The organism is Latilactobacillus parafuchuensis (assembly GCF_055271665.1).
The window spans coordinates 1,960,505-1,980,564 of the sequence record NZ_CM143875.1; the positions used below are offsets into that span (position 1 = coordinate 1,960,505).

Here is a 20,060-nt window from a genome sequence, read left to right on the forward strand (position 1 = left end):
ATCTGTTTATTTTTAAACGAAGGAGTCATTCTTGAATGCCAAAAAAACAAGATTATAACGATAGTTCGATTCAAGTCTTAGAAGGGCTCGAAGCAGTTCGCAAACGACCTGGTATGTATATTGGGTCAACTGATGGTCGTGGCTTGCACCATTTGGTCTACGAAATCGTCGATAACGCGGTCGATGAAGCCTTAGCGGGGTTCGGTGCTGAAATCAACGTCACAATTGGCGCTGACAACAGTATCAGTGTTCGCGATCATGGTCGCGGGATGCCGACTGGGATGCATCAATCCGGGATCCCCACGATTGAAGTCATCTTAACTGTATTGCATGCCGGTGGTAAATTTACCCAGAATAGTTACAAAACTTCGGGGGGGCTTCATGGGGTTGGTGCGAGTGTCGTCAACGCCTTATCTGAATGGTTAACCGTCCGCGTTGTACGCGATGGTCAAGCTTATGAAGAACGCTTTGAACAGGGTGGCCATCCAGTGGGCACCTTGCAAAAGGTCGGGAAGACCAAGGAAACCGATGGGACGTTAATTAGTTTTAAACCCGATGCCACGATTTTCCAATCAATCACCTATAACTACAATACGTTAGCGGAACGATTACGGGAATCAGCCTTTTTATTAAAAGACGTTAAAATCACGTTAACTGATTTACGGGTTGATCCGGCCAAAGAAGAGATTTTCCATTATCCGGAAGGCATTCAATCATTCGTCGATTATCTGAATGAAGACAAAGATACGATTGGCAATAAGCTATACTTTGAAGGCACTAAAGAAGACATCGAAGTTGAATTTGCCGGTCAATATAACGACGGCTATTCTGAAAACATCATGTCCTTTGTCAATAACGTCCGCACTAGTGATGGAGGGACCCATGAAGCCGGGATGAAGGCTGGTTTAACGAAAGCGTTTAATGATTATGCGCGCAAAGTTAATTTGCTGAAAGAACGGGATAAGAACATGGAAGGTTCCGACGTTCGTGAAGGGTTGAGTGCCATCTTGTCCGTCCGGATTCCGGAAGAATTATTACAATTCGAAGGCCAAACTAAAGGAAAACTGGGCTCACCACAAGCACGAACCGCCGTTGATAGCTTGATTTATGAACAAATGAGCTTTTTCTTGTTAGAAAACGGCGAATTTGCGCAAGCCTTGGTCCGTAAATCGTTAAAAGCCCGCGAAGCGCGTGAAGCAGCTCGTAAAGCGCGTGAACAAAGTCGGAACGGTAAGAAGAAGAAAGCTTCTGACGGCCTGTTATCCGGTAAATTAACGCCAGCGCAATCTAAAAATGCGGCTAAAAATGAACTTTATTTAGTCGAAGGGGATTCTGCCGGTGGTTCTGCCAAACAAGGCCGGGATCGGAAGTTCCAAGCGATCCTACCGTTACGGGGGAAAGTTTTAAATACCCAAAAAGCGAAGTTACCAGAAATTCTCAAGAACGCCGAAATCAATACGATGATTTATACGATTGGGGCCGGTGTTGGCGCTGAATTCAAGGTTGAAGACAGTAATTACGATAAAATTATTATTATGACCGATGCCGATACCGATGGTGCGCATATTCAGATTCTATTGTTGACCTTCTTCTATCGCTATATGCGGCCTTTAATTGAAGCCGGTAAAGTCTACATTGCCCTCCCTCCTCTGTACAAGTTACAAAAAGGGGCCGGTGCTAAAACCAAGATTGAATATGCTTGGACCGACGAAGAACTTGATAAATTAACCAAGGGTATGGGTAAAGGTTATAGTTTACAACGTTTCAAAGGGTTAGGTGAAATGAACGCCGACCAGTTATGGGACACAACGATGGATCCGGCGACTCGGACGTTAATTCGAGTGCGGATTGATGATGCGTCCTTAGCTGAACGACGAGTGACCACGTTGATGGGTGATAAGGTTGAACCACGGCGGAAATGGATTGAAGAAAACGTCAAATTTACATTAACCGAAGATGGTAGTATTTTAGAGAACACTAACGCCCCAGCCAGTACCCCAACTGAACCAACTAATATTGATTTGTTTGAACAATTAGACGAATAGAAAAGTGAGTGAATAATTTGGCTAATGACACACAAAAAATTCAAGAATTAACGCTTGAAGAAGTAATGGGCGACCGTTTTGGCCGTTATTCAAAATACATCATTCAAGAACGGGCTTTACCCGATATTCGCGATGGTTTAAAACCCGTGCAACGCCGGATTTTATACGCGATGTCGATTGACGGCAATACGTACGACAAAGGCTTTAGAAAATCCGCTAAATCGGTCGGGAACGTCATGGGTAATTTTCATCCGCATGGTGATAGCTCGATTTATGAAGCGATGGTCCGCTTAAGTCAAAACTGGAAGTTACGCGAACCGTTGATTGAAATGCATGGTAATAATGGGTCAATGGATGGCGATCCACCAGCAGCGATGCGGTATACCGAAGCGCGGTTAAGCAAGATTGCTAGTGAGATGTTGAAGGATATCGACAAAAAGACTGTCGATTTTGTTTTAAACTTTGATGACACCGCTGAAGAACCAACCGTTTTACCAGCCCGTTTTCCGAACTTATTGGTCAACGGTGCGACCGGGATTTCAGCCGGTTATGCAACGGAAATTCCACCGCATAACTTGGGTGAAGTTACGGATGCGCTACTCTATTTAATCGATCATCCCAACGCGGACTTAACCAAGATGATGACCTTCGTTAAGGGCCCTGATTTTCCGACTGGTGGGATTATCCAAGGGGTTGATGGGATTCGTAAGGCGTACGAAACCGGCCGTGGTCGGATTGCGGTTCGTTCTAAAACCGCCATTCAACAATTACGCGGTAACCGGGAACAAATCGTCATTAGCGAAATTCCGTATGAAGTTAATAAAGCGCAAATGGTCAAGAAGATTGACGAACTCCGTGTGCTTAAAAAAGTCGATGGCATTTCTGAAGTCCGGGATGAAAGTGATCGAATGGGGCTCTCCGTCGTCATTGAACTCAAGAAACAAGCGGATAGCCAAGGAATTTTAAATTACCTCTTCAAAAACACCGATTTACAAATTACGTATAACTTTAACATGGTCGCTATTTCACAGATGCAACCTAAGCAAGTCGGGTTATTGGAGATTCTACACGCCTATTTAGATCATCAAGAAGACGTCGTTACCCGCCGAACGAAGTATAGTTTGCAAAAAGCCTTGGATCGGCAACACATCGTTGCTGGTTTAATCAAAGCTTTGTCGATTTTGGATCAAGTGATTGCGGCGATTCGGAGCAGTAAAAATAAAAAAGACGCCAAGGATCATTTGGTGGCCCAGTTTGATTTTTCTGAAGCCCAAGCCGAAGCGATTGTTTCCTTACAACTGTATCGATTAACCAATACCGACGTCACGGCACTCGAGGCCGAATCGGCCGACCTAACTGCAGCCATTGAATCCTATCACGCAATTTTAAGTGATCCGAAAGCATTAGCCCGGGTTGTGAAGACTGAATTGCGCTCAGTAGTCAAGGCCTATCGTAACGATCGACTAACAGCCATTGAAGCTGAAATTGAAACGCTTGAAATTGATACGAGCGTCACCGTTATTGATGAAACCGTCATGGTCTCAATCAGTCATGATGGCTATCTTAAACGGAGTAGTTTACGCTCGTATCAAGCTTCAGATGGGAATAGTGGTTTGAAAGACGGCGACTTTGCTATTTTACAAAAGCCACTGCAAACCCTAGATCAATTGATGCTCTTTACCAACTATGGTCATTTAATCCAACGGCCCGTTCACGAAATTGCGGACTTGAAATGGAAGGACATGGGCGAACATATTTCGCAATCAATTGGTTTAGCGGCTGATGAAGCGATTATTGCCGCCTTTGCCTTTGACCAAAACGAACATGCGGGTCATTTCGTCATTGGCTCGACCGATGGGTACATTAAACAAACCGAATTTGCTGATTTGTTACCGAGTCGGACGTATCGTTCTAAAGCCCAAGATTGTATCAAGTTACATGCAGACGCTAAAGTCACGAACGTTTATTGGGTGGCTGCCAATGATGAGTCTCAGACGGCCGTCTTTAGTGCGAGCTACCATGGTTATGGCTTGAGCTTTGAATTGGCTGAAGTCTCCGTATCGGGGGCTAAAGCTAGCGGTGTTAAACTGATGGATCTTAAACCAGATGATTTCGTTGCTAACTTTACGTTATTCAATCCAGACCGTAAACAAGCCTCAGTTGCGATTTTAACGCAACGTGGTGCCTTTAAACGGATGATGCTGAGTGAAGTTACCTTAACTAGTCGCGCGCGTCGTGGCGTGCTGATATTGCGTGAATTGAAACGCGATCCACACCGAGTGGTAGCGATGAGTCTGGTTACACCGGGAGCTGAATTGTTAATTCAAACTGATCAACAGTTAATCACGATTAATCCGCAGACTCATGTGACAGGTGATCGTTATTCTAACGGGAGCTTTATTTTTGATATTGATGAAGTCGGAACACCTGAATTTATTTTGCCGGTTATGCCGGAAACCAATGATCAGAATTAAGTTTGATTGATTAAAGCCATCCGCCATGGGTGGCTTTTTCTGTTATATAAAAACTGGATATAAATCGAAACTGTATCATAACAGATAACTACATTTTGCACAATTTTAATTCGATTGAAATTGTGATAACTCTTTTATAAAAGACCGTGGGGTTAGTCTCTTAACCTACTTGTCTGATTAATCTTTTATATAAAAAGAAAGGGTTTGCAAAAACTTTGTGACGTGTTATACTATATTTGTAAAAACTGTTATAAACGAATTCAATTAACGGAGGCAATCCTAATGGCAAAAACTGAAAAAATCAATTTAAAAGAATTTTGGGATGGATTTAACAAAGGCGACTGGCAAGAAGAAATCGACATTCGCGACTTTATCCAACATAACTATACCCAATATGAAGGTGACGAAAGTTTCTTAGCTGGTCCAACTGATGCAACAACTAGTTTAAACGACCAATTAATGGACTTGAAGAAAAAAGAACGTGAAGCTGGTGGTGTCTTAGATGCTGACAACGACGTTCCTGCAACGGTCATCTCTCATGGCCCTGGTTATTTAAACAAAGATCTTGAAAAGATTGTTGGTTTGCAAACTGATGCACCACTTAAACGTGCGTTCATGCCATTTGGTGGGATTCGGATGGCCGAAGATGCGCTCGAAGCATACGGCTACAAAGTTGATCCAACACAACACAAGATTTTTACTGAATACCGTAAAACTCATAATCAAGGGGTTTTCGATGCGTACACACCTGATATGCGTAAAGCACGTCACTTTAAGATTATCACTGGTCTTCCTGATGCTTATGCTCGTGGCCGGATTATTCCCGATTTACCACGGATTGCTGTTTACGGGATTGATCGCTTAGCTGCTGAAAAATTCAGCGATTTTGATAATATTGGCGACGGCGAAATGACCGATGATGTGATTCAATTACGTGAAGAAATCAATGAACAATATCGTGCGTTACAAGATATGAAGAAGATGGCTGCTAGCTACGGTTTTGATATTTCTAAACCAGCGCAAAATGCACAAGAAGCCATCCAATGGATTTACTTTGGTTACTTAGCAGCCATCAAGACTCAAAATGGTGCTGCGATGTCAGTTGGCCGGATTGATACGACGATGGATATCTTCATCCAACGTGATTTAGATCGCGGTTTGATTACTGAAGAACAAGCTCAAGAAATGGTTGATCATTTCGTTATGAAATTACGGATGGTTCGCTTTATCAGAACTGAAGATTACAATTCATTATTCTCAGGTGATCCAATTTGGGCAACCTTATCAATGTGTGGGATTGGGATGGATGGCCGTCATCACGTCACTAAGACTGCTTTCCGTGTCTTGAAGACCCTTGAAAACATGGGGGCTGCACCAGAACCAAATATCACGTTACTTTGGTCAGATCGCTTACCAGAAGGCTTCAAACGTTATGCCACTGAAGTCTCAATCAAGAGCTCAACGATTCAATACGAAAATGACGACTTAATGCGTAACCAATGGGGTACTGATTATTACGGGATTGCTTGTTGTGTTTCTGCACAACCAATTGCAACCGGTGTTCAATACTTCGGCGCTCGTGCTAACTTGGCTAAAACAATTCTATACGCCATCAATGGTGGGGTTGATGAATTAGCCAAGAAACAAGTTGGCCCAGCTTACGAACCAATTTCAAGTGAGATTATTGATTACAAAGAATTCATGGGTAAATACGATAAGATGTTAGATTGGTTAGCTGATATCTATGTCAATACTTTAAATACAATTCATTACATGCATGATAAATACTATTATGAATCAGCACAACTTGCTTTGAAGAATAGTCGTTTAGATCGCACATTTGCGACTGGGATTTCTGGTTTATCACACGCCGTTGATTCAATCTCAGCGATTAAGTATGGTCAAGTTAAAGTTATTCGTGACGAAGATGGCATGGCTATTGATTTCGAAGCCCAAAACCCTGACTACCCACGTTATGGTAACAATGATGATCGTGCTGATGATATCGCTAAATGGTTAGTGAAGACATTCTACAACAAGATGAACACCCATCATTTATATCGTGGTTCTAAATTATCAACTTCTGTCTTGACAATTACGTCAAACGTTGTCTATGGTAAGAATACCGGGACAACACCTAATGGCCGTCAAGCTGGCGAACCATTCTCACCTGGTGCTAACCCTGCATACGGTGCTGAAAAGAACGGGGCTTTGGCATCATTATTATCAACTGCCAAGATTCCTTATCGTTACGCAACTGATGGGATTTCAAATACATTTGGTGTGACACCTAACACATTAGGTCATGATGACAACGCGCGTAAAGACGCTTTGGTTAACATGGTTGATGGTTATATGACGAACCAAGGGATGCATTTGAACATCAACGTCTTCAATAAACAAACATTGATGGACGCTCAAAAACATCCAGAAGAATACCCAACATTAACGGTTCGGGTTTCTGGCTACTGTGTCTACTTCGCTGATTTAACGAAGGAACAACAAGATGATGTCATTTCAAGAACTTTCTTTGATGAAATGTAAAGATTAATACGGGCAGGGGGATAAGCGCCATGCTTATCCCCCTTTCTTGTAAAGCGGCCAATCACAATTGACCGTTTTGCTAGGAAGTGTGCTTTTTTAAGAGGTGGAAGAGATGAATATTAAATTTACAACTAACTTGTCAACTGAAACAGCAACACCAACGGAAGTCGTCCCAGTTAAGGACCCAGTAGGTTACGTGCATTCAATCGAAACATTCGGCTCAGTCGATGGCCCTGGAATTCGATTTGTCGCATTCTTGCAAGGCTGTCGGATGCGTTGCGAATTCTGTCATAACCCGGATACTTGGAATATCGGCACTGGCGATCCATACACTGCCGATGAATTAATTACTAAGGCTTTAGACTACAGAGCCTTCTGGGGCAAAGAAGGCGGCATCACTTGTAGTGGTGGCGAATCACTCATTCAAATTGATTTTTTAATCGATTTATTCAAGAAGTGTAAAGAACAGGGGATTAATACGTGTCTAGACACTTGTGGTCAACCGTTTACGTATAAAGAACCGTTCTTCAGTAAATTCAAAGAACTCATGAAATACACTGATCTTTCAATGGTCGATATTAAACATATCGATCCCGTTGAACACAAAAAATTAACAGGTTTTTCGAACGAACGGATTCTAGAAATGATTGAATACATGTCTAATCATGGTCATCATATGTGGATTCGCCACGTCTTAATTCCACAACGGACTGACTATGATGTCTATTTGAAGAAATTAGGCGATTACATTCAAACGTTACATTATGTGGATCGGGTCGAAGTATTGCCTTACCATACGATGGGGATTGTTAAATATGAAAAAATGGGGATTAATTACCCACTCAGAGGGATTGAACCCCCAACGCACGATCGGGTTGTCAACGCTGAAAAATTATTGCATACGGCTGACTACCATAAATAAACCGCCAACATAAGCTAAATTTAAACGAATAATAAGAAAGAGCGCAAAAAGGTTGCTCTTTCTTTATTTTTTTATTATTATAATGATAAGTGATTCTAAAAATAACTTAGGAATGAGGATTGAACATGAAAACAAAGCAAGAAAATATTTTCTCCTCCAAGACTTTGACGTACTTTTTGCAATTAGCTGAAACGATGAATTATACGCAAGCCGCTCAATTACTAGGAATTACCCAACCAGCTTTAACCCAACAAATTAAAAAATTAGAACGCACGGTCGGTGCCCCCCTTTTTTATTCCGTGGGTAAAAAACTCCACATTTCGGATGCTGGCCGTACGATGCTAGAAGCTACTCATCAAATTTATGACCTCTTAAATACCGCAACTGATGAAATTCAAAGCGCCACTAGTGCCACACAAGGTAAAATTCATATTGGTGTTTTGGCATCGATGGAAGTTAGCGTGATTGAACAGTTCTTAATTCAATATTATCAACAATTTGCAGACATTGAAGTTAGTTTACATCTGTTAACGCGAAAAGAAATCTGGGATCGTCTTGAGAATAATAAAATTGATCTCGCGATTATGTATTTACCAGATGACAGCATTAAAAATTGGAAACCTTATAAATCTAAAAAGATTGCGGACGAAAGTTTGGTCTTTTTAAGCCATGATCCAAGTCTTAAAAAACGTAAAAAAATTCATTTTAAAGATACGTTAGACCAAAAATGGGTGACTTATCCAGATGAATACTACTTACACCAGTTCATTAATGAAGCTTATAAAAACCAAATGGTCGATCGTCCAGTTAGCGCTGCTCAATTTACATCACCATTTGAATTACTCCGTTTTGCTGAAGCGACTGAATTAAGTACAGCGTTGCCAACCAGTTTCTTTGAAGCTCATAACTTGGGTGTGACGGCGCACGCTGTTCAATTTGATCCCACTATTCAATTCGAATTGGCTTTTGTTTTCCGTAAAGAAAAAGAAGCCATTCCAAGAATAGATAACTTCTTCCGTGAATTCGATCAATATCTTGCTGAAAAAGATTATTTAACTCGGATTAAAGAACAAAACCGCCAGATTATCTAATCTTTTCTGGTATAATAAATGTTGTAATTTTGATAAAGAAGGGTCTGTATATTAATGAGTAAAGAATTAGTTTTTGGACACCAAAATCCCGATACGGATGCAATCGTTGCCGCAATGGCGTTTGCATACCTACAACAACAATTAGGTCACGACGTTGAAGCCGTTGCGTTAGGCGAACCTAACGAAGAAACTAGCTTTGCATTACGCCATTTTGCTGCTAGTACACCACGGATTATTAAGACGGCGGCGAATGAAGTTGACAGTGTGATGTTAGTTGATCACAATGAAGCCCAACAAAGTGTGGCAGACATTAAAGATTTAACCGTCACACATGTCGTTGATCATCATCGGATTGCGAATTTCGAAACGATTAGCCCATTATTCTACCGTGCTGAACCAGTCGGTTGTACCAGCACCATCATGTTGAAATTATTCAACGAATATAAAATTGAAATTCCAGCTCAATTAGCGGGTCTCATGTTGAGTGCCATCATTTCTGATACATTATTAATGAAATCACCAACGACGACTGATGACGATAAAATTGCCATCAAGACACTTGCTGAAATCGCCGACGTTGATTTTGAATCATACGGCTTAGAAATGCTTAAAGCTGGGACTAACTTAGCTGATAAGAGCGAAGCTGAATTAATTGAATCAGATGCCAAAACATTTGAAATGGCTGGCAAAAAAGTGCGGATTGACCAAGTTAACACGGTTGATATCGACGCAGTCTTTGCACGTCAAGCTGCCTTTGAAGCGGCAATCGAAGCTGATAACCAAGCCAACGGTTATGACTTATTTGTTTTATTAATTACTGATATCTTAAACAGTAACTCAGAAGCCTTGGTCATCGGCGAACCCGTAACCGCTTTTGAAAAGGCGTTTAACGTCACTTTAAACAATCATCGCGCACAATTAGACGGTGTGGTTTCACGTAAGAAACAAGTTGTCCCACAATTAACTGAAGCTTTTAAGGCGTAATATGCGTAAAAAATAAAATCTCTGTGGAGGTTTTATTTTTTTACGTATATTATTAATTAATAATCATTCTAATCTAGTTGGAAACATGCTATACTGATGTTAATCAAACGAGTAATATGAAAGGTCTGATTACTGATGAAACATACATTGAAATTCTCACTGACATTATTGATTGGGTTAATTGCCCTCGTTACCGCATTTCTATTCAAACAACCGTTATGGGCACAAATTATCGTTACGATGGCCGGCAGCCTCGTTGCGTTGAGCATGATGATTGAAATGGTTAAAACCTTGAAATCTGGAAAATACGGAATTGATTTATTAGCGATTACGGCTATCATCGCAACCTTAGCTGTTGGTGAATACTGGGCGGCATTGATGGTGCTGGTCATGTTAACGGGTGGTGACTCACTTGAAGATTATGCTGCACACAAGGCTGGGCGGGAATTAAAAGCATTATTGGATAATTCACCGCAGACGGCCCATTTAATCGAGGCAGGTGGTCTGAGAGACGTCTCTGTTGATCAATTGCAAATTAATGACCAAGTCTTAATTAAACCAGGTGAGTTGGTCCCAGTTGATGGGCATATTCTGGATGGGCAGTCATTATTTGACGAATCATCACTGACTGGTGAATCTCAACCGGTTGAAAAGGCGCCACAAGATGAACTGATGTCTGGTTCAGTTAACGGTGATACCTCAATTACGATGCAAGTTGACCAGTTAGCCGCGGACAGTCAATACCAAGCGATTGTTAAATTAGTTGAAGCTTCGGCCAATCAACCCGCGAAATTCGTGCGGATGGCGGATCGCTATGCCGTACCATTTACACTAGTCGCTTACATCATTGCGGGGATTGCTTGGTGGGTCTCTAAAGATCCAGTCCGTTTTGCTGAAGTCTTAGTTGTGGCGTCACCATGTCCCTTAATTTTAGCGGCACCGATTGCCTTAATTTCTGGTATGAGTCGAGCGAGCAGAAACGGGATTATCATTAAAAACGGTACGACGATTGAAAAATTAGCCGGCGCAAAAGCCATTGCCTTCGATAAAACGGGGACCATTACCAATGGTCAACTAACGTTGGATCAGATTGTTCCAGAGAGTGGTTTTTCAAAAGATGAGCTGCTACAATTAGCGGCAAGTGCTGAACAAGAATCAAGCCATATCTTAGCACGCTCATTAGTGGCGGGTAGTGACGCTACAACTAGATTACCCTTAACTGATTTACAAGAAGTAACCGGTGCTGGGGTAATTGCCACCTTTGCGGCTACTCAACAAACGGTTAAAGTAGGTAAACTTAATTTTGTGGCACCAGAACAGTCAATGCAATTGGATCAAACGGCCGTTCACGTGGCGGTTAATGATCAATATGCGGGTTATATCACATTTATTGATCACTTACGTTCGGAAGCACCCAAGACGATTCAAGAATTACAAACCTTGGGGTTCCATCAATTGACCATGCTAACGGGGGATCAACAAGCGACTGCGGATCAAATTGCCCAACAAGTCGGCATTACGGATGTTCACGCCGGTTGTCTACCAATTGATAAGATTCATCTGCTCGAACAGACCGCACCAGCTAACCGCCCGATTGTGATGGTTGGTGACGGGGTCAACGATGCACCGTCATTGGCAACGGCCGACGTCGGGATTGCAATGGGCGCACACGGCGCAACCGCTGCCAGTGAATCAGCCGATGTTGTGATTTTAAAAGATGATTTAAACCGGGTTAGTCGTGCCGTTCAGATTGCTCGGGATACAATGAGTATTGCCCGCCAATCCGTATTAATTGGGATTGCCATCTGTGTCGTCTTGATGCTGATTGCTAGTACCGGAATTGTGCCCGCCTTAATTGGGGCGATGTTCCAAGAAGTCGTCGATACAGTTTCAATTTTATATTCACTGAAGGCTCGTAAAGATCGACCATTACTCAAATAATAGGCAAATAAAAACCGTTACCTGATTTTAGGTGACGGTTTTTTTGATGTTATGATTTAGCAGCTTGTTGATCAAACGCCATATCTTTGGGTAAATAAATCGTCGGTAACATGGCGAATAACACGCCTGCGACAATCCCGGTCAAAATGAAGGTCACGATAAAACTACCACCATTAATCACGAGCGAATAATACCACGGATTCATTCCTTTGGGTGCATAAGAGCCCCAGTAAACCACACCGGCAATAAAGTGACAGAAATATTTAGCGAAATTGGCGACTAGCGCGGCCGACCACAATAATGCTAACGTTTTAACTTTTCGGTGTTGCCGAATACTGGTTTGAACTTGATGCTGAAAGATACCAGCAAGGCCAACCACGATGAAGGCAACCGTAAATTCGAAGAGTCCTTGCCAAACGTTTAACACGCTGCCGCTGCCAAGTCCGCGAAGAATTAAATCTAACGTCCCCCAAATAAACGCTGCAATCATGCCTGGCACGGCTCCGCGCCGTAGACTGTAGATCACGATAGGAATAAGACCAAATGAAACTTCAATTGCAGATGGCCCAACAGTATGTGGTACGTATTCCAGAGCAACTGCAAAGGCCGCTAAAATTGCTCCTTCAATTTGAATCAATAAACGCTGATGACGCATAGAAAAACCCCTTTTCTGGTCAACCAACACAAAAAAGGAGTTGTTATATTCAACTCCATCACAATTCCTACGCTTGTCTTAACAAACAGGTTCGAAGGGTCTGATTATTATCACTCTCAGCCAATGGCTCCCCTTTGTGATGGTTAATATTTAATTTTAAGAACGTTTTCAGTATACCTGAATCAGCACCCGTGTCAAGTAATCGATTTCGACTCATTCCATTTTATCCATGGCTGCGCGTTGTTCATCATCGACAACGTGCGTGTATAAATGGGTGGCTTGGGTCGTGGTTTGGCCTAATTGGGTTGCCACAATTGTTTCGCTATGCGTCGCGGTCATTAAATCAGTTGCTAAAGTGTGCCGAAATTTATGCGGCGTTAAGCGCACTCCGAAAGCTTCAGAATATTTTGCCACCAATTTTTCAATAGCGTAATTACTCATCCGTTTCGCCTGACCACGATATTTCGCTACGAATAATGCGTGCTCATTGGCGGTTGTTGCATAACGCGTCTGACGAATTTGAACGTATTCTTGTAAGTAGGGTTGGCCCCAGGGTGCAATTGGGACCGTATCTTGTTGGCCGCCTTTACGAATAACGGTCACGGTTAATTGTTCTAATTTCAGATCCGCTAAATTAGCTTGTGCCAATTCGGATAAGCGAATGCCAGTGGTTAATGCTAAGACGCAGATGGCGACATCGCGTTCACAATTTTGCTGGTAAGAGGCTAATTGCCGATTAGAAAGTTGTTTTGGATAGGTCATCTGCATGAAATCAATAAAATCGTGTTTTTTAGTGCCGGTTAATAGCTTCTGACCGATGTGTCGTGAACGGGTCGCCATAGTTTCGGATGATTTCAGTAATTTAACCTTCTTCATCACGTTACGATAGAAATAAGGCTCACCATCGGCTTGTTCCGCTTCAATCGTTAAAAAGTACCAGAGTGCATTTAAAGCGTTAATTGAGCGATTAACGGCCTGAAAGGAGAGCTTGTGGTGATTAGCTTTGCGTTTGTTCATCAAATAGATCTTATAGAGTTCAATATCTTCTAATTTCATCTTCTCAAGCGCGGTGAGGGGGATTAACCTCGGTTCAGCAACCGTTACGATCTGCTCGTCAATCAGCCAAGAGAAGAAGCGTACGTATTCTTGCAGGTATTGATAGAGCGTCGCCGAGGAATAGGCGTTAGCCTGTCGATTGATATAAAATTTACGAACGTAATCGGGCAAGCTAGTTAAACGTTGTTCACATAATTCTAGATAACGTAATTGATCCATGATTAAAACTCCTTAGAAACCGAATAACTTAATTTTAGCAAAGAAAAGGTGAAAATGCCACAAGTGTTGTTAAAACCATAATTTTAACAACACTTGTTTAATCTTAAAATAGCGCCCCAGCTGATCAGGTTGACATTGGTGGTTTGCAATCGACTGCTGATTATAGATAAATACCGGTATATCAACGCTTTTGCCACGTAACCTAGGTGTTTTACCCGCTAAATAGCTACAATTTAGCTCAAATCAACTTAATGAGCATCTAAATGAGCTGAATATCGGTTTAAAATCATTAATTTACGGTATTTTCAGGCTAATTTAATGGTTTTTAAAGTTCATGCTAACGAATCCAACTCAACGATTGATCAACTGGCTGGACTATGGTAGTTGAATCTTAAGGCTGAATCACACGGCAAGCAGTCATGCAGCAATTCAGAATGGAACTGAAAACGCAATTCGGTTAACGAATTATCGGTCACTAAATTGATTAAGTCAATCTGGTGGTTTAAAACAAGTGCATTAAACAGACTAAATCGATTAAAGAAGCCTCTCTTGATGATTATGATACAACTTCGTATAATATATATTATGTAAACTAGAATAGATTAATCTTTTTCAGGCTTAAAATCGGTGCCCACCTACCTACTTTTTTAAGCCTTTAATCTACAAAAAAGTTATTCTGAATGTCGGTCATTTCAGAATAACTTTTTGATAATCCGTTTAAACAAAGCCACCAAAGGCATCATCTAGATTGATTGGATTGTGCTTGGTGACAATCGTTTCTTTGTTGACGAAGGTTTCAATCCCGAAACGGCCTAATTCACGGCCATAACCTGAATTTTTAACGCCCCCAAACGGTAATTCTGGTAAAGTACCCCCGAAGCTATTAACAAATACCGAACCAGTCTCTAATTGGCTGGCGACCTTAGTGGCGTGTTCAGGCGAACCCCCAAACACAACACCACTTAAACCGTAATGTGAATCATTAGCTAAGCGAATTGCGGCGGCTTCGTCTGGTACCCGATAGATCTGACCAACTGGACCAAAGAATTCTTGATAGAATGCTGGGTTTTCTTTGGTAATATTCGTTAAGATGACTGGTTCAAACAATGCGGCCGGTTTGTTTTGTGCCAGACTACCAAAAGCCAAAGTTGCACCATTTTCGACTGCAGCGTGTACTTGCCGTGCTAAGTTTTGTTTTGCTTTTGAAGAACTTAAGGGCGCTAACGTCGTGGTGCTTAACATTGGATCGCCTAGTTTAACGGCTGCAAAAGCTTCTTTTAACATCGCTAACATTTGCTCATAATTCTTTTCGGTAACGATAAACCGTTTAGAAGAAGTACAGACTTGGCCGGCGTTAAATAGACGAGCCCCACTAATAATTTTTTTAATCTCTGCTAAATTGGCATCATCTAAGACGATAAAGGGATCACTCCCCCCTAGTTCTAGGGAACTTTGTTTCATATTTTTGCCAGCTTCAGCAGCGACTAGTTGGCCCGCGCGTTCAGAACCCGTTAAAGCGACGCCTTGGACCCGCTTATCCGCAATAATCTGGTTAACTTGATCATAAGTAATGTACAAGTTAGCGAAAGCCCCCTCAGGCACCCCCGCCGCGATCACAATCTTTTCAAAGGCTTCAGCGGCCATGGGACAGTTACTGGCGTGTTTTAAAAGCATTGGATTACCTACCATGAAGTTAGGGGCAAAAACACGCATGATTTGATAGTATGGAAAATTCCATGGTTCCACCATCATCAAGATTCCGGTTGGTCTAGAAATAACTTGCGCTGTGCCAATTGAAGATTTAATGTGTTCGGGTTTCAAAAAATCAGCCGCGTGTTCAGCATAATACCGGGCAATCGAGATACAAAGTGCCACTTCACCCTGGGCTTCAACAAACCGTTTGCCCATTTCCACTGTTAAAATTTTAGCTAGTGCATCACTTTGAGCGGCCATTAAATCAGCCACTTTATTTAACACTGGACTTCGGCTAGCAACCGGATCATTCCGCCATTGCTTGTACAGTACATCACCTTTAACAAGCGCCTGTTCGACATAGGCAGCGTCATGATTCGGATAAGTTTTAAGGACCTCATCGGTTAGTGGATTAATTGTTTGATAACTCATATTGATCGACCTTTCTTAAATAAAGCTAATCTTGTTTTGCCAACAGAGGCCTCTCTTTAAAATGGCTAATTGATTGTCTGTTAGGTAGCGCTTTATTTGTGTATACCTGAAATGTTAACACCATCTTGTCAATTAGACCAGTATTTAATCTTATGGCGTTTCTATGCCGATAAATGCCAATAAATTAGCGAATTATCCGTTGAATATTTATATTTATTAGATAGACCACTTTAATATTTACACAAAAAAGATAATCGGCGAAGACGCACGATTATCTTTGTGAGATTATTTAGTTTGATACATAATGCCAAATGCTTTCAGGCCAACGTGGCTCATGATAACTGGGCTCGTTAATGCAACGGTGTATGGCACATCGGGTTGACCCTGTTGTAAAATACCTTGAATCTTAACCAGGTCATCCTCCTCAACGCCGACGTGTGAGATGCCAACGTCTACTAACGTTTGTTGACTAATGGTGGCTTGCATTTCGTTTAATACCTTACTAAATGCTTTAGAACCCCGACCTTTAGCGACAATTTGTAACTGTGAATCGGTTAATCGAACAACGACTTTTAATTTAATCAGTTTCGTGAGTAATCCGGCGACCCGACTAATTCGACCGCCACGTTGCATGGCGTCTAATGAATCTAGGAAGACGTAAGTTTCAGTTTTAGAACGAATTTCATCTAAATGGGCTAAAATTGCTTCTAAATCAAGGCCAGCTTCAGCATCTTGTACAGCGGCAATCACTTGATAAGCCAAACCTCGATCCATGACCTTACTATCGAGGACCACCACATCACTGTTTGATTGTTGGGCGGCGGTATGCGCCCCTTCAACCGTGCCACTTAGTAAGCCAGTACAATGAATGGATATAATCTGACTGCCATCAGCCCCTAATTGATCATATAAATCAACTAGACTGCCAACGGTTGGCTGACTGGTCGTTGGAAATTCAGTCGTTGCTGCGGTTAATTTGGCTAGAAAATCTTCACGGGTGATGGTTTTACCATCGACGTAAGTTTCACCCGCGTATTGAACCGTTAAGGGCGCAATATGAATTGGATAAGCGTCACGTTCTGCACGTGTGAGTTGAATCGATGAATCGGTTACGATTTTAATAGTCATGATAATTCTCCTTTTTTAAAGTGATTCTCTTAAATGTTTAAATAAATTGAAAAGAACATTAAGGTCGTCCCTAACATCACAAAGAAATGCCAAATGAGATGTAGTCCCGGAATCCGTGGGAAACTGTAAATGACAGCCCCTAACGTGAAGACCACGCCCCCACTGACTAATAACCAGAACCCGGTCGGGCTTAAATTTGTGTAGAGGGCCTTGCTGGCTAACATACATAACCACCCCATAATAACATAGATGGTTGTTTCAATTCTTTGATGGCGACCATGGCTAAAGATATGGGTCAAAATGCCACCAATCGCTAATAACCAGATGGCAATCAAGAGGCTGATGCCCATCGTGTGCCCGACAAAGATTAAACAATAGGGTGTGTACGTACCGGCAATCAGCAAAAAGATATTTGAATGATCAAATATTTGAAAAACCCGTTTCGCTCGGGTAAACGCTAAACAGTGGAACAGCGTTGACGCTAAATAAAGTAAAAGAAGCGTTGCGCTATAAATGATGAGACTGACTAAGGCGACTGGGGTTAAATCCCGCTGAACGCCTTTGATTAATAATAAGATGACCAACGTTAAACTACCAAAGAATCCGATACCGTGAGTAATCGCGTTCCAAATCTCATAAACAATTTTTTGATGCCGATTAGGCGCTGCAATTTGCATAATAAACGCTCCTTTTTTCTATTTGCCAGTATTATAAACTAAAAATAGAATGGAAGTCAACTAAAAATAGAATTCAATTCTACATAAGTGACAAACCATTTCATTTGTGGCATAATAACCTTATTGAAAATCAGTCGATCGGAGTTATTTAAATGCAATCAGAAAAATTTGAAACGTGGCTTAATGAGTTCCAACAATTCCGGTTACCCTTATGGGCGGACTTCCCAGATTTAGAATTATATATGGACCAAGTGATTAGTGAGGTCAATCGGTCACTGGATCCCCTACTCCACGTTAAAATCACAAAAACGATGATTAATAGTTACGTTAAGATGGGCATCATCGAACGTCCCGAGAAAAAACGTTATAATCGTAATCACTTGGCGGAATTAATTGTCGTCAGTGTGATTAAGTTTTCTTTCCCGCTCGATGTCGTTAAACAAGGGATTCAACAATCATTAGAACAAGATACTGCAGGTATTGCTTACAACCACTTCGTTGAACTATTCAATGCTGAAATTGCTAACGTCAATGCGCCGGATGCCGTTAATGCTTTTAACTTTACGGAAGCGCCCCTAACGATTATTCAAAAAATGGCTGTCAAATCCGTTATTTATAAAATTATTGGGACTAAATTAATCGATTTTAAAGAAGAAACGCCCATTCCTCCCGCGGAATAAAAAATAGACCTTCAAGGCCGCGGCTTTGAGGGTCTATGCGTATTATGCTTTAGTGAAATCTTTAATCCAGGATAAGGCAATCGCCTTTTCACCGAGATGGGTCCCGATAACGGGACCAAAATAGCCAATATCAATTGGCATGTCGGGGTATTTAACCCGTAATTTAGTTTGCCAGGCAACGGCCGCAGCTTCATCATTGGCGTGAATCAGTAGCGCCCGCATCGGATAATCCGCTTTTTCAATGTTCTCAGCAAAAATTTGTTCCGCTCGCGCATAGGCCTTCTTTAAAGAGCGGACCTTTTCAAAAGCGACGATTTTATTAGAAACCGGATCGAATGTCAACAAGGGTTTAATCTTTAAAACACTGCCAATGAAGGCTGAAGCGTTTGATAAACGGCCCCCACGAACCAGGTTCTGTAGATCATTAACAATGAAACATTCATCAATTGTACTTCTCAGATCATCTAACCGCGCAATAATTTGTTCAACCGTTGCGTCGGGTTCTTTGGCCATTCGAGCCGCTTCCATTGCTAAATAGCCCATTAACATCACTGTAATCCCAGAATCATAAGGAATGACTTGAACATTATCAATCGTGCTTGCTGCATTTTTTAACGTGGTGACGAAACCAGAAATGGTACTTGCTAAATGAATACTAATCACGGCATCGTAATTTTGATTACCTAAATCTTCATATAACTTCAACATTTCACCTAATGGTGGTTGTGACGTACTAGGGAAAGTTTCAGATGTTTTTAACTTTTGATAGAACTCTTCAGTTGTAATATCGACGCCTTCATTATAGACCTGGCCATCTAGGATCACCGGGATTGGCACGACGTAAAGATGATTATCTTTCACTTGCTGTTCTGTGAGATAAGCAGTACTATCAGTGACTACAGCAATTTTCATGGAGACACCTACTTTTTTATTATTCGCTAATAACTATATCATAAATAATCGGCTAATTCCGCATTTATCTGTATTTCCTTGAAAAACGTATAGGGCATCTCACTTTTCAAAACGGATAAAGCTTTGGTAGTACCGATTTAACAGTATTTTTAGCAGTTGTTGTTCTTCTGCACTCCAATTATCTTGGACTTGTTGTTCAAGTTCAGTTTGCCATTGCCGTAAACGAGTCGCAATTCGTTGAGCATGTTCGGTTAAGGTGTAAACGCGCTGACGAGGTTCGGTGCCTTTAGTCTTCACTAATAAGCCCTCTTGCGCCATGCCATTTAACTGACGACTTAAAGTTGACGCGTCTAATTTGGTACTATCGATTAAGGCTGCGTGTGAGAGTAAGGCTTGCTCTGGGGCAACTAACATGAGGATATTGACTTGTGCTAATTTAATATTCAACCGTTGGGCCCATTGCTTCTTTTGCTCTTGGTACAATAAATTAAGTTGGTTAAACGTCGTTAAAGTTGAATTCATTCGTTTTTCGCTCCTTTATTGTAGAATGCAATAAAATAATTGTATTATACAATAGATTGACTGATAAGTAAATTCCTTTGAGCTTA

15 protein-coding genes and 1 riboswitch are annotated in these 20,060 nt (G+C 41.5%); of the genes, 8 read left to right on the forward strand and 7 right to left on the reverse strand.

The features are described 5' to 3' along the window. Positions 1-35: 35 nt before the first annotated feature. From parE to ACVPPQ_RS09755, 7 genes are all read left to right on the forward strand, one after another. Positions 36-2,045, forward strand: a complete 2,010-nt coding sequence (parE, locus tag ACVPPQ_RS09725) for a DNA topoisomerase IV subunit B (RefSeq protein ID WP_254680084.1) — start codon at positions 36-38, stop codon at positions 2,043-2,045. A gap of 65 nt (positions 2,046-2,110) precedes the next feature. After that, complete coding sequence (parC, locus tag ACVPPQ_RS09730) at positions 2,111-4,519, forward strand: DNA topoisomerase IV subunit A (RefSeq protein WP_463496361.1); 2,409 nt, start codon at positions 2,111-2,113, stop codon at positions 4,517-4,519. A gap of 282 nt (positions 4,520-4,801) precedes the next feature. Beyond that, positions 4,802-7,063, forward strand: coding sequence for a formate C-acetyltransferase (gene pflB, locus ACVPPQ_RS09735; protein ID WP_463494318.1), 2,262 nt, complete (start codon positions 4,802-4,804; stop codon positions 7,061-7,063). 112 nt (positions 7,064-7,175) lie between these two features. Continuing rightward, the gene (pflA, locus tag ACVPPQ_RS09740) at positions 7,176-7,985 is read left to right on the forward strand and encodes a pyruvate formate-lyase-activating protein (protein ID WP_463494320.1); all 810 of its coding nucleotides are present in this window, start codon (positions 7,176-7,178) and stop codon (positions 7,983-7,985) included. Positions 7,986-8,110: 125 nt separating this feature from the next. Continuing rightward, positions 8,111-9,076: a LysR family transcriptional regulator gene (locus ACVPPQ_RS09745; protein ID WP_463494322.1), complete on the forward strand. Its 966-nt coding sequence runs from the start codon at positions 8,111-8,113 to the stop codon at positions 9,074-9,076. A 54-nt stretch (positions 9,077-9,130) separates the two neighbouring features. Continuing rightward, the gene (locus tag ACVPPQ_RS09750) at positions 9,131-10,060 is read left to right on the forward strand and encodes a manganese-dependent inorganic pyrophosphatase (RefSeq protein ID WP_463494324.1); all 930 of its coding nucleotides are present in this window, start codon (positions 9,131-9,133) and stop codon (positions 10,058-10,060) included. A gap of 135 nt (positions 10,061-10,195) precedes the next feature. Further along, entirely contained in the window at positions 10,196-12,001 is a 1,806-nt protein-coding gene (locus ACVPPQ_RS09755; RefSeq protein ID WP_463494326.1) for a heavy metal translocating P-type ATPase, read from the forward strand. A 49-nt stretch (positions 12,002-12,050) separates the two neighbouring features. On the opposite strand, the gene thiT is transcribed toward ACVPPQ_RS09755, so the two are convergent. The 5 genes from thiT to trhA form a co-directional block, all read right to left on the reverse strand. Beyond that, positions 12,051-12,656, reverse strand: a complete 606-nt coding sequence (gene thiT, locus ACVPPQ_RS09760) for an energy-coupled thiamine transporter ThiT (protein ID WP_463494328.1) — start codon at positions 12,654-12,656, stop codon at positions 12,051-12,053. A 47-nt stretch (positions 12,657-12,703) separates the two neighbouring features. Then, positions 12,704-12,800: riboswitch (TPP riboswitch) on the reverse strand. 69 nt (positions 12,801-12,869) lie between these two features. Then, positions 12,870-13,931 carry a tyrosine recombinase XerS gene (xerS, locus tag ACVPPQ_RS09765; protein WP_463494330.1) on the reverse strand — a complete coding sequence of 354 codons (1,062 nt, stop codon included), beginning with the start codon at positions 13,929-13,931 and terminating at the stop codon, positions 12,870-12,872. A gap of 717 nt (positions 13,932-14,648) precedes the next feature. Further along, on the reverse strand, positions 14,649-16,055 hold the full coding sequence (locus ACVPPQ_RS09770) for an NAD-dependent succinate-semialdehyde dehydrogenase (RefSeq protein WP_463494332.1): 1,407 nt from the start codon (positions 16,053-16,055) through the stop codon (positions 14,649-14,651). Positions 16,056-16,340: 285 nt separating this feature from the next. Further along, a complete protein-coding gene (locus tag ACVPPQ_RS09775) occupies positions 16,341-17,183 on the reverse strand; it encodes a DegV family protein (protein WP_463494333.1) in 843 nt (280 codons plus the stop codon). A gap of 29 nt (positions 17,184-17,212) precedes the next feature. Next, positions 17,213-17,860: a PAQR family membrane homeostasis protein TrhA gene (gene trhA / locus ACVPPQ_RS09780; protein WP_463494335.1), complete on the reverse strand. Its 648-nt coding sequence runs from the start codon at positions 17,858-17,860 to the stop codon at positions 17,213-17,215. 152 nt (positions 17,861-18,012) lie between these two features. Between trhA and ACVPPQ_RS09785 the strand changes: the two genes are divergently transcribed. Then, positions 18,013-18,540 carry a DUF1836 domain-containing protein gene (locus tag ACVPPQ_RS09785; protein WP_025082596.1) on the forward strand — a complete coding sequence of 176 codons (528 nt, stop codon included), beginning with the start codon at positions 18,013-18,015 and terminating at the stop codon, positions 18,538-18,540. A gap of 42 nt (positions 18,541-18,582) precedes the next feature. On the opposite strand, the gene ACVPPQ_RS09790 is transcribed toward ACVPPQ_RS09785, so the two are convergent. After that, positions 18,583-19,452 (reverse strand): DegV family protein, encoded by an 870-nt coding sequence (locus ACVPPQ_RS09790; protein ID WP_025082595.1) that lies wholly within the window; start codon positions 19,450-19,452, stop codon positions 18,583-18,585. Positions 19,453-19,551: 99 nt separating this feature from the next. Then, on the reverse strand, positions 19,552-19,974 hold the full coding sequence (locus tag ACVPPQ_RS09795) for a MarR family winged helix-turn-helix transcriptional regulator (protein WP_056949984.1): 423 nt from the start codon (positions 19,972-19,974) through the stop codon (positions 19,552-19,554). Between the last annotated feature and the right edge of the window lie 86 nt (positions 19,975-20,060).

Bases quoted from the DNA above. Each gene is read 5' to 3' on its own strand.
- ACVPPQ_RS09775 (WP_463494333.1), bottom strand. From the start codon at position 17,183: ATGACTATTAAAATCGTAACCGATTCATCGATTCAACTCACACGTGCA.
- pflA (WP_463494320.1), top strand. From the start codon at position 7,176: ATGAATATTAAATTTACAACTAACTTGTCAACTGAAACAGCAACACCA.
- xerS (WP_463494330.1), bottom strand. From the start codon at position 13,931: ATGGATCAATTACGTTATCTAGAATTATGTGAACAACGTTTAACTAGC.
- ACVPPQ_RS09785 (WP_025082596.1), top strand. From the start codon at position 18,013: ATGCAATCAGAAAAATTTGAAACGTGGCTTAATGAGTTCCAACAATTC.
- pflB (WP_463494318.1), top strand. From the start codon at position 4,802: ATGGCAAAAACTGAAAAAATCAATTTAAAAGAATTTTGGGATGGATTT.
- trhA (WP_463494335.1), bottom strand. From the start codon at position 17,860: ATGCAAATTGCAGCGCCTAATCGGCATCAAAAAATTGTTTATGAGATT.
- parE (WP_254680084.1), top strand. From the start codon at position 36: ATGCCAAAAAAACAAGATTATAACGATAGTTCGATTCAAGTCTTAGAA.
- thiT (WP_463494328.1), bottom strand. From the start codon at position 12,656: ATGCGTCATCAGCGTTTATTGATTCAAATTGAAGGAGCAATTTTAGCG.
- ACVPPQ_RS09790 (WP_025082595.1), bottom strand. From the start codon at position 19,452: ATGAAAATTGCTGTAGTCACTGATAGTACTGCTTATCTCACAGAACAG.
- ACVPPQ_RS09755 (WP_463494326.1), top strand. From the start codon at position 10,196: ATGAAACATACATTGAAATTCTCACTGACATTATTGATTGGGTTAATT.
- ACVPPQ_RS09770 (WP_463494332.1), bottom strand. From the start codon at position 16,055: ATGAGTTATCAAACAATTAATCCACTAACCGATGAGGTCCTTAAAACT.
- parC (WP_463496361.1), top strand. From the start codon at position 2,111: ATGGGCGACCGTTTTGGCCGTTATTCAAAATACATCATTCAAGAACGG.
- ACVPPQ_RS09795 (WP_056949984.1), bottom strand. From the start codon at position 19,974: ATGAATTCAACTTTAACGACGTTTAACCAACTTAATTTATTGTACCAA.
- ACVPPQ_RS09750 (WP_463494324.1), top strand. From the start codon at position 9,131: ATGAGTAAAGAATTAGTTTTTGGACACCAAAATCCCGATACGGATGCA.
- ACVPPQ_RS09745 (WP_463494322.1), top strand. From the start codon at position 8,111: ATGAAAACAAAGCAAGAAAATATTTTCTCCTCCAAGACTTTGACGTAC.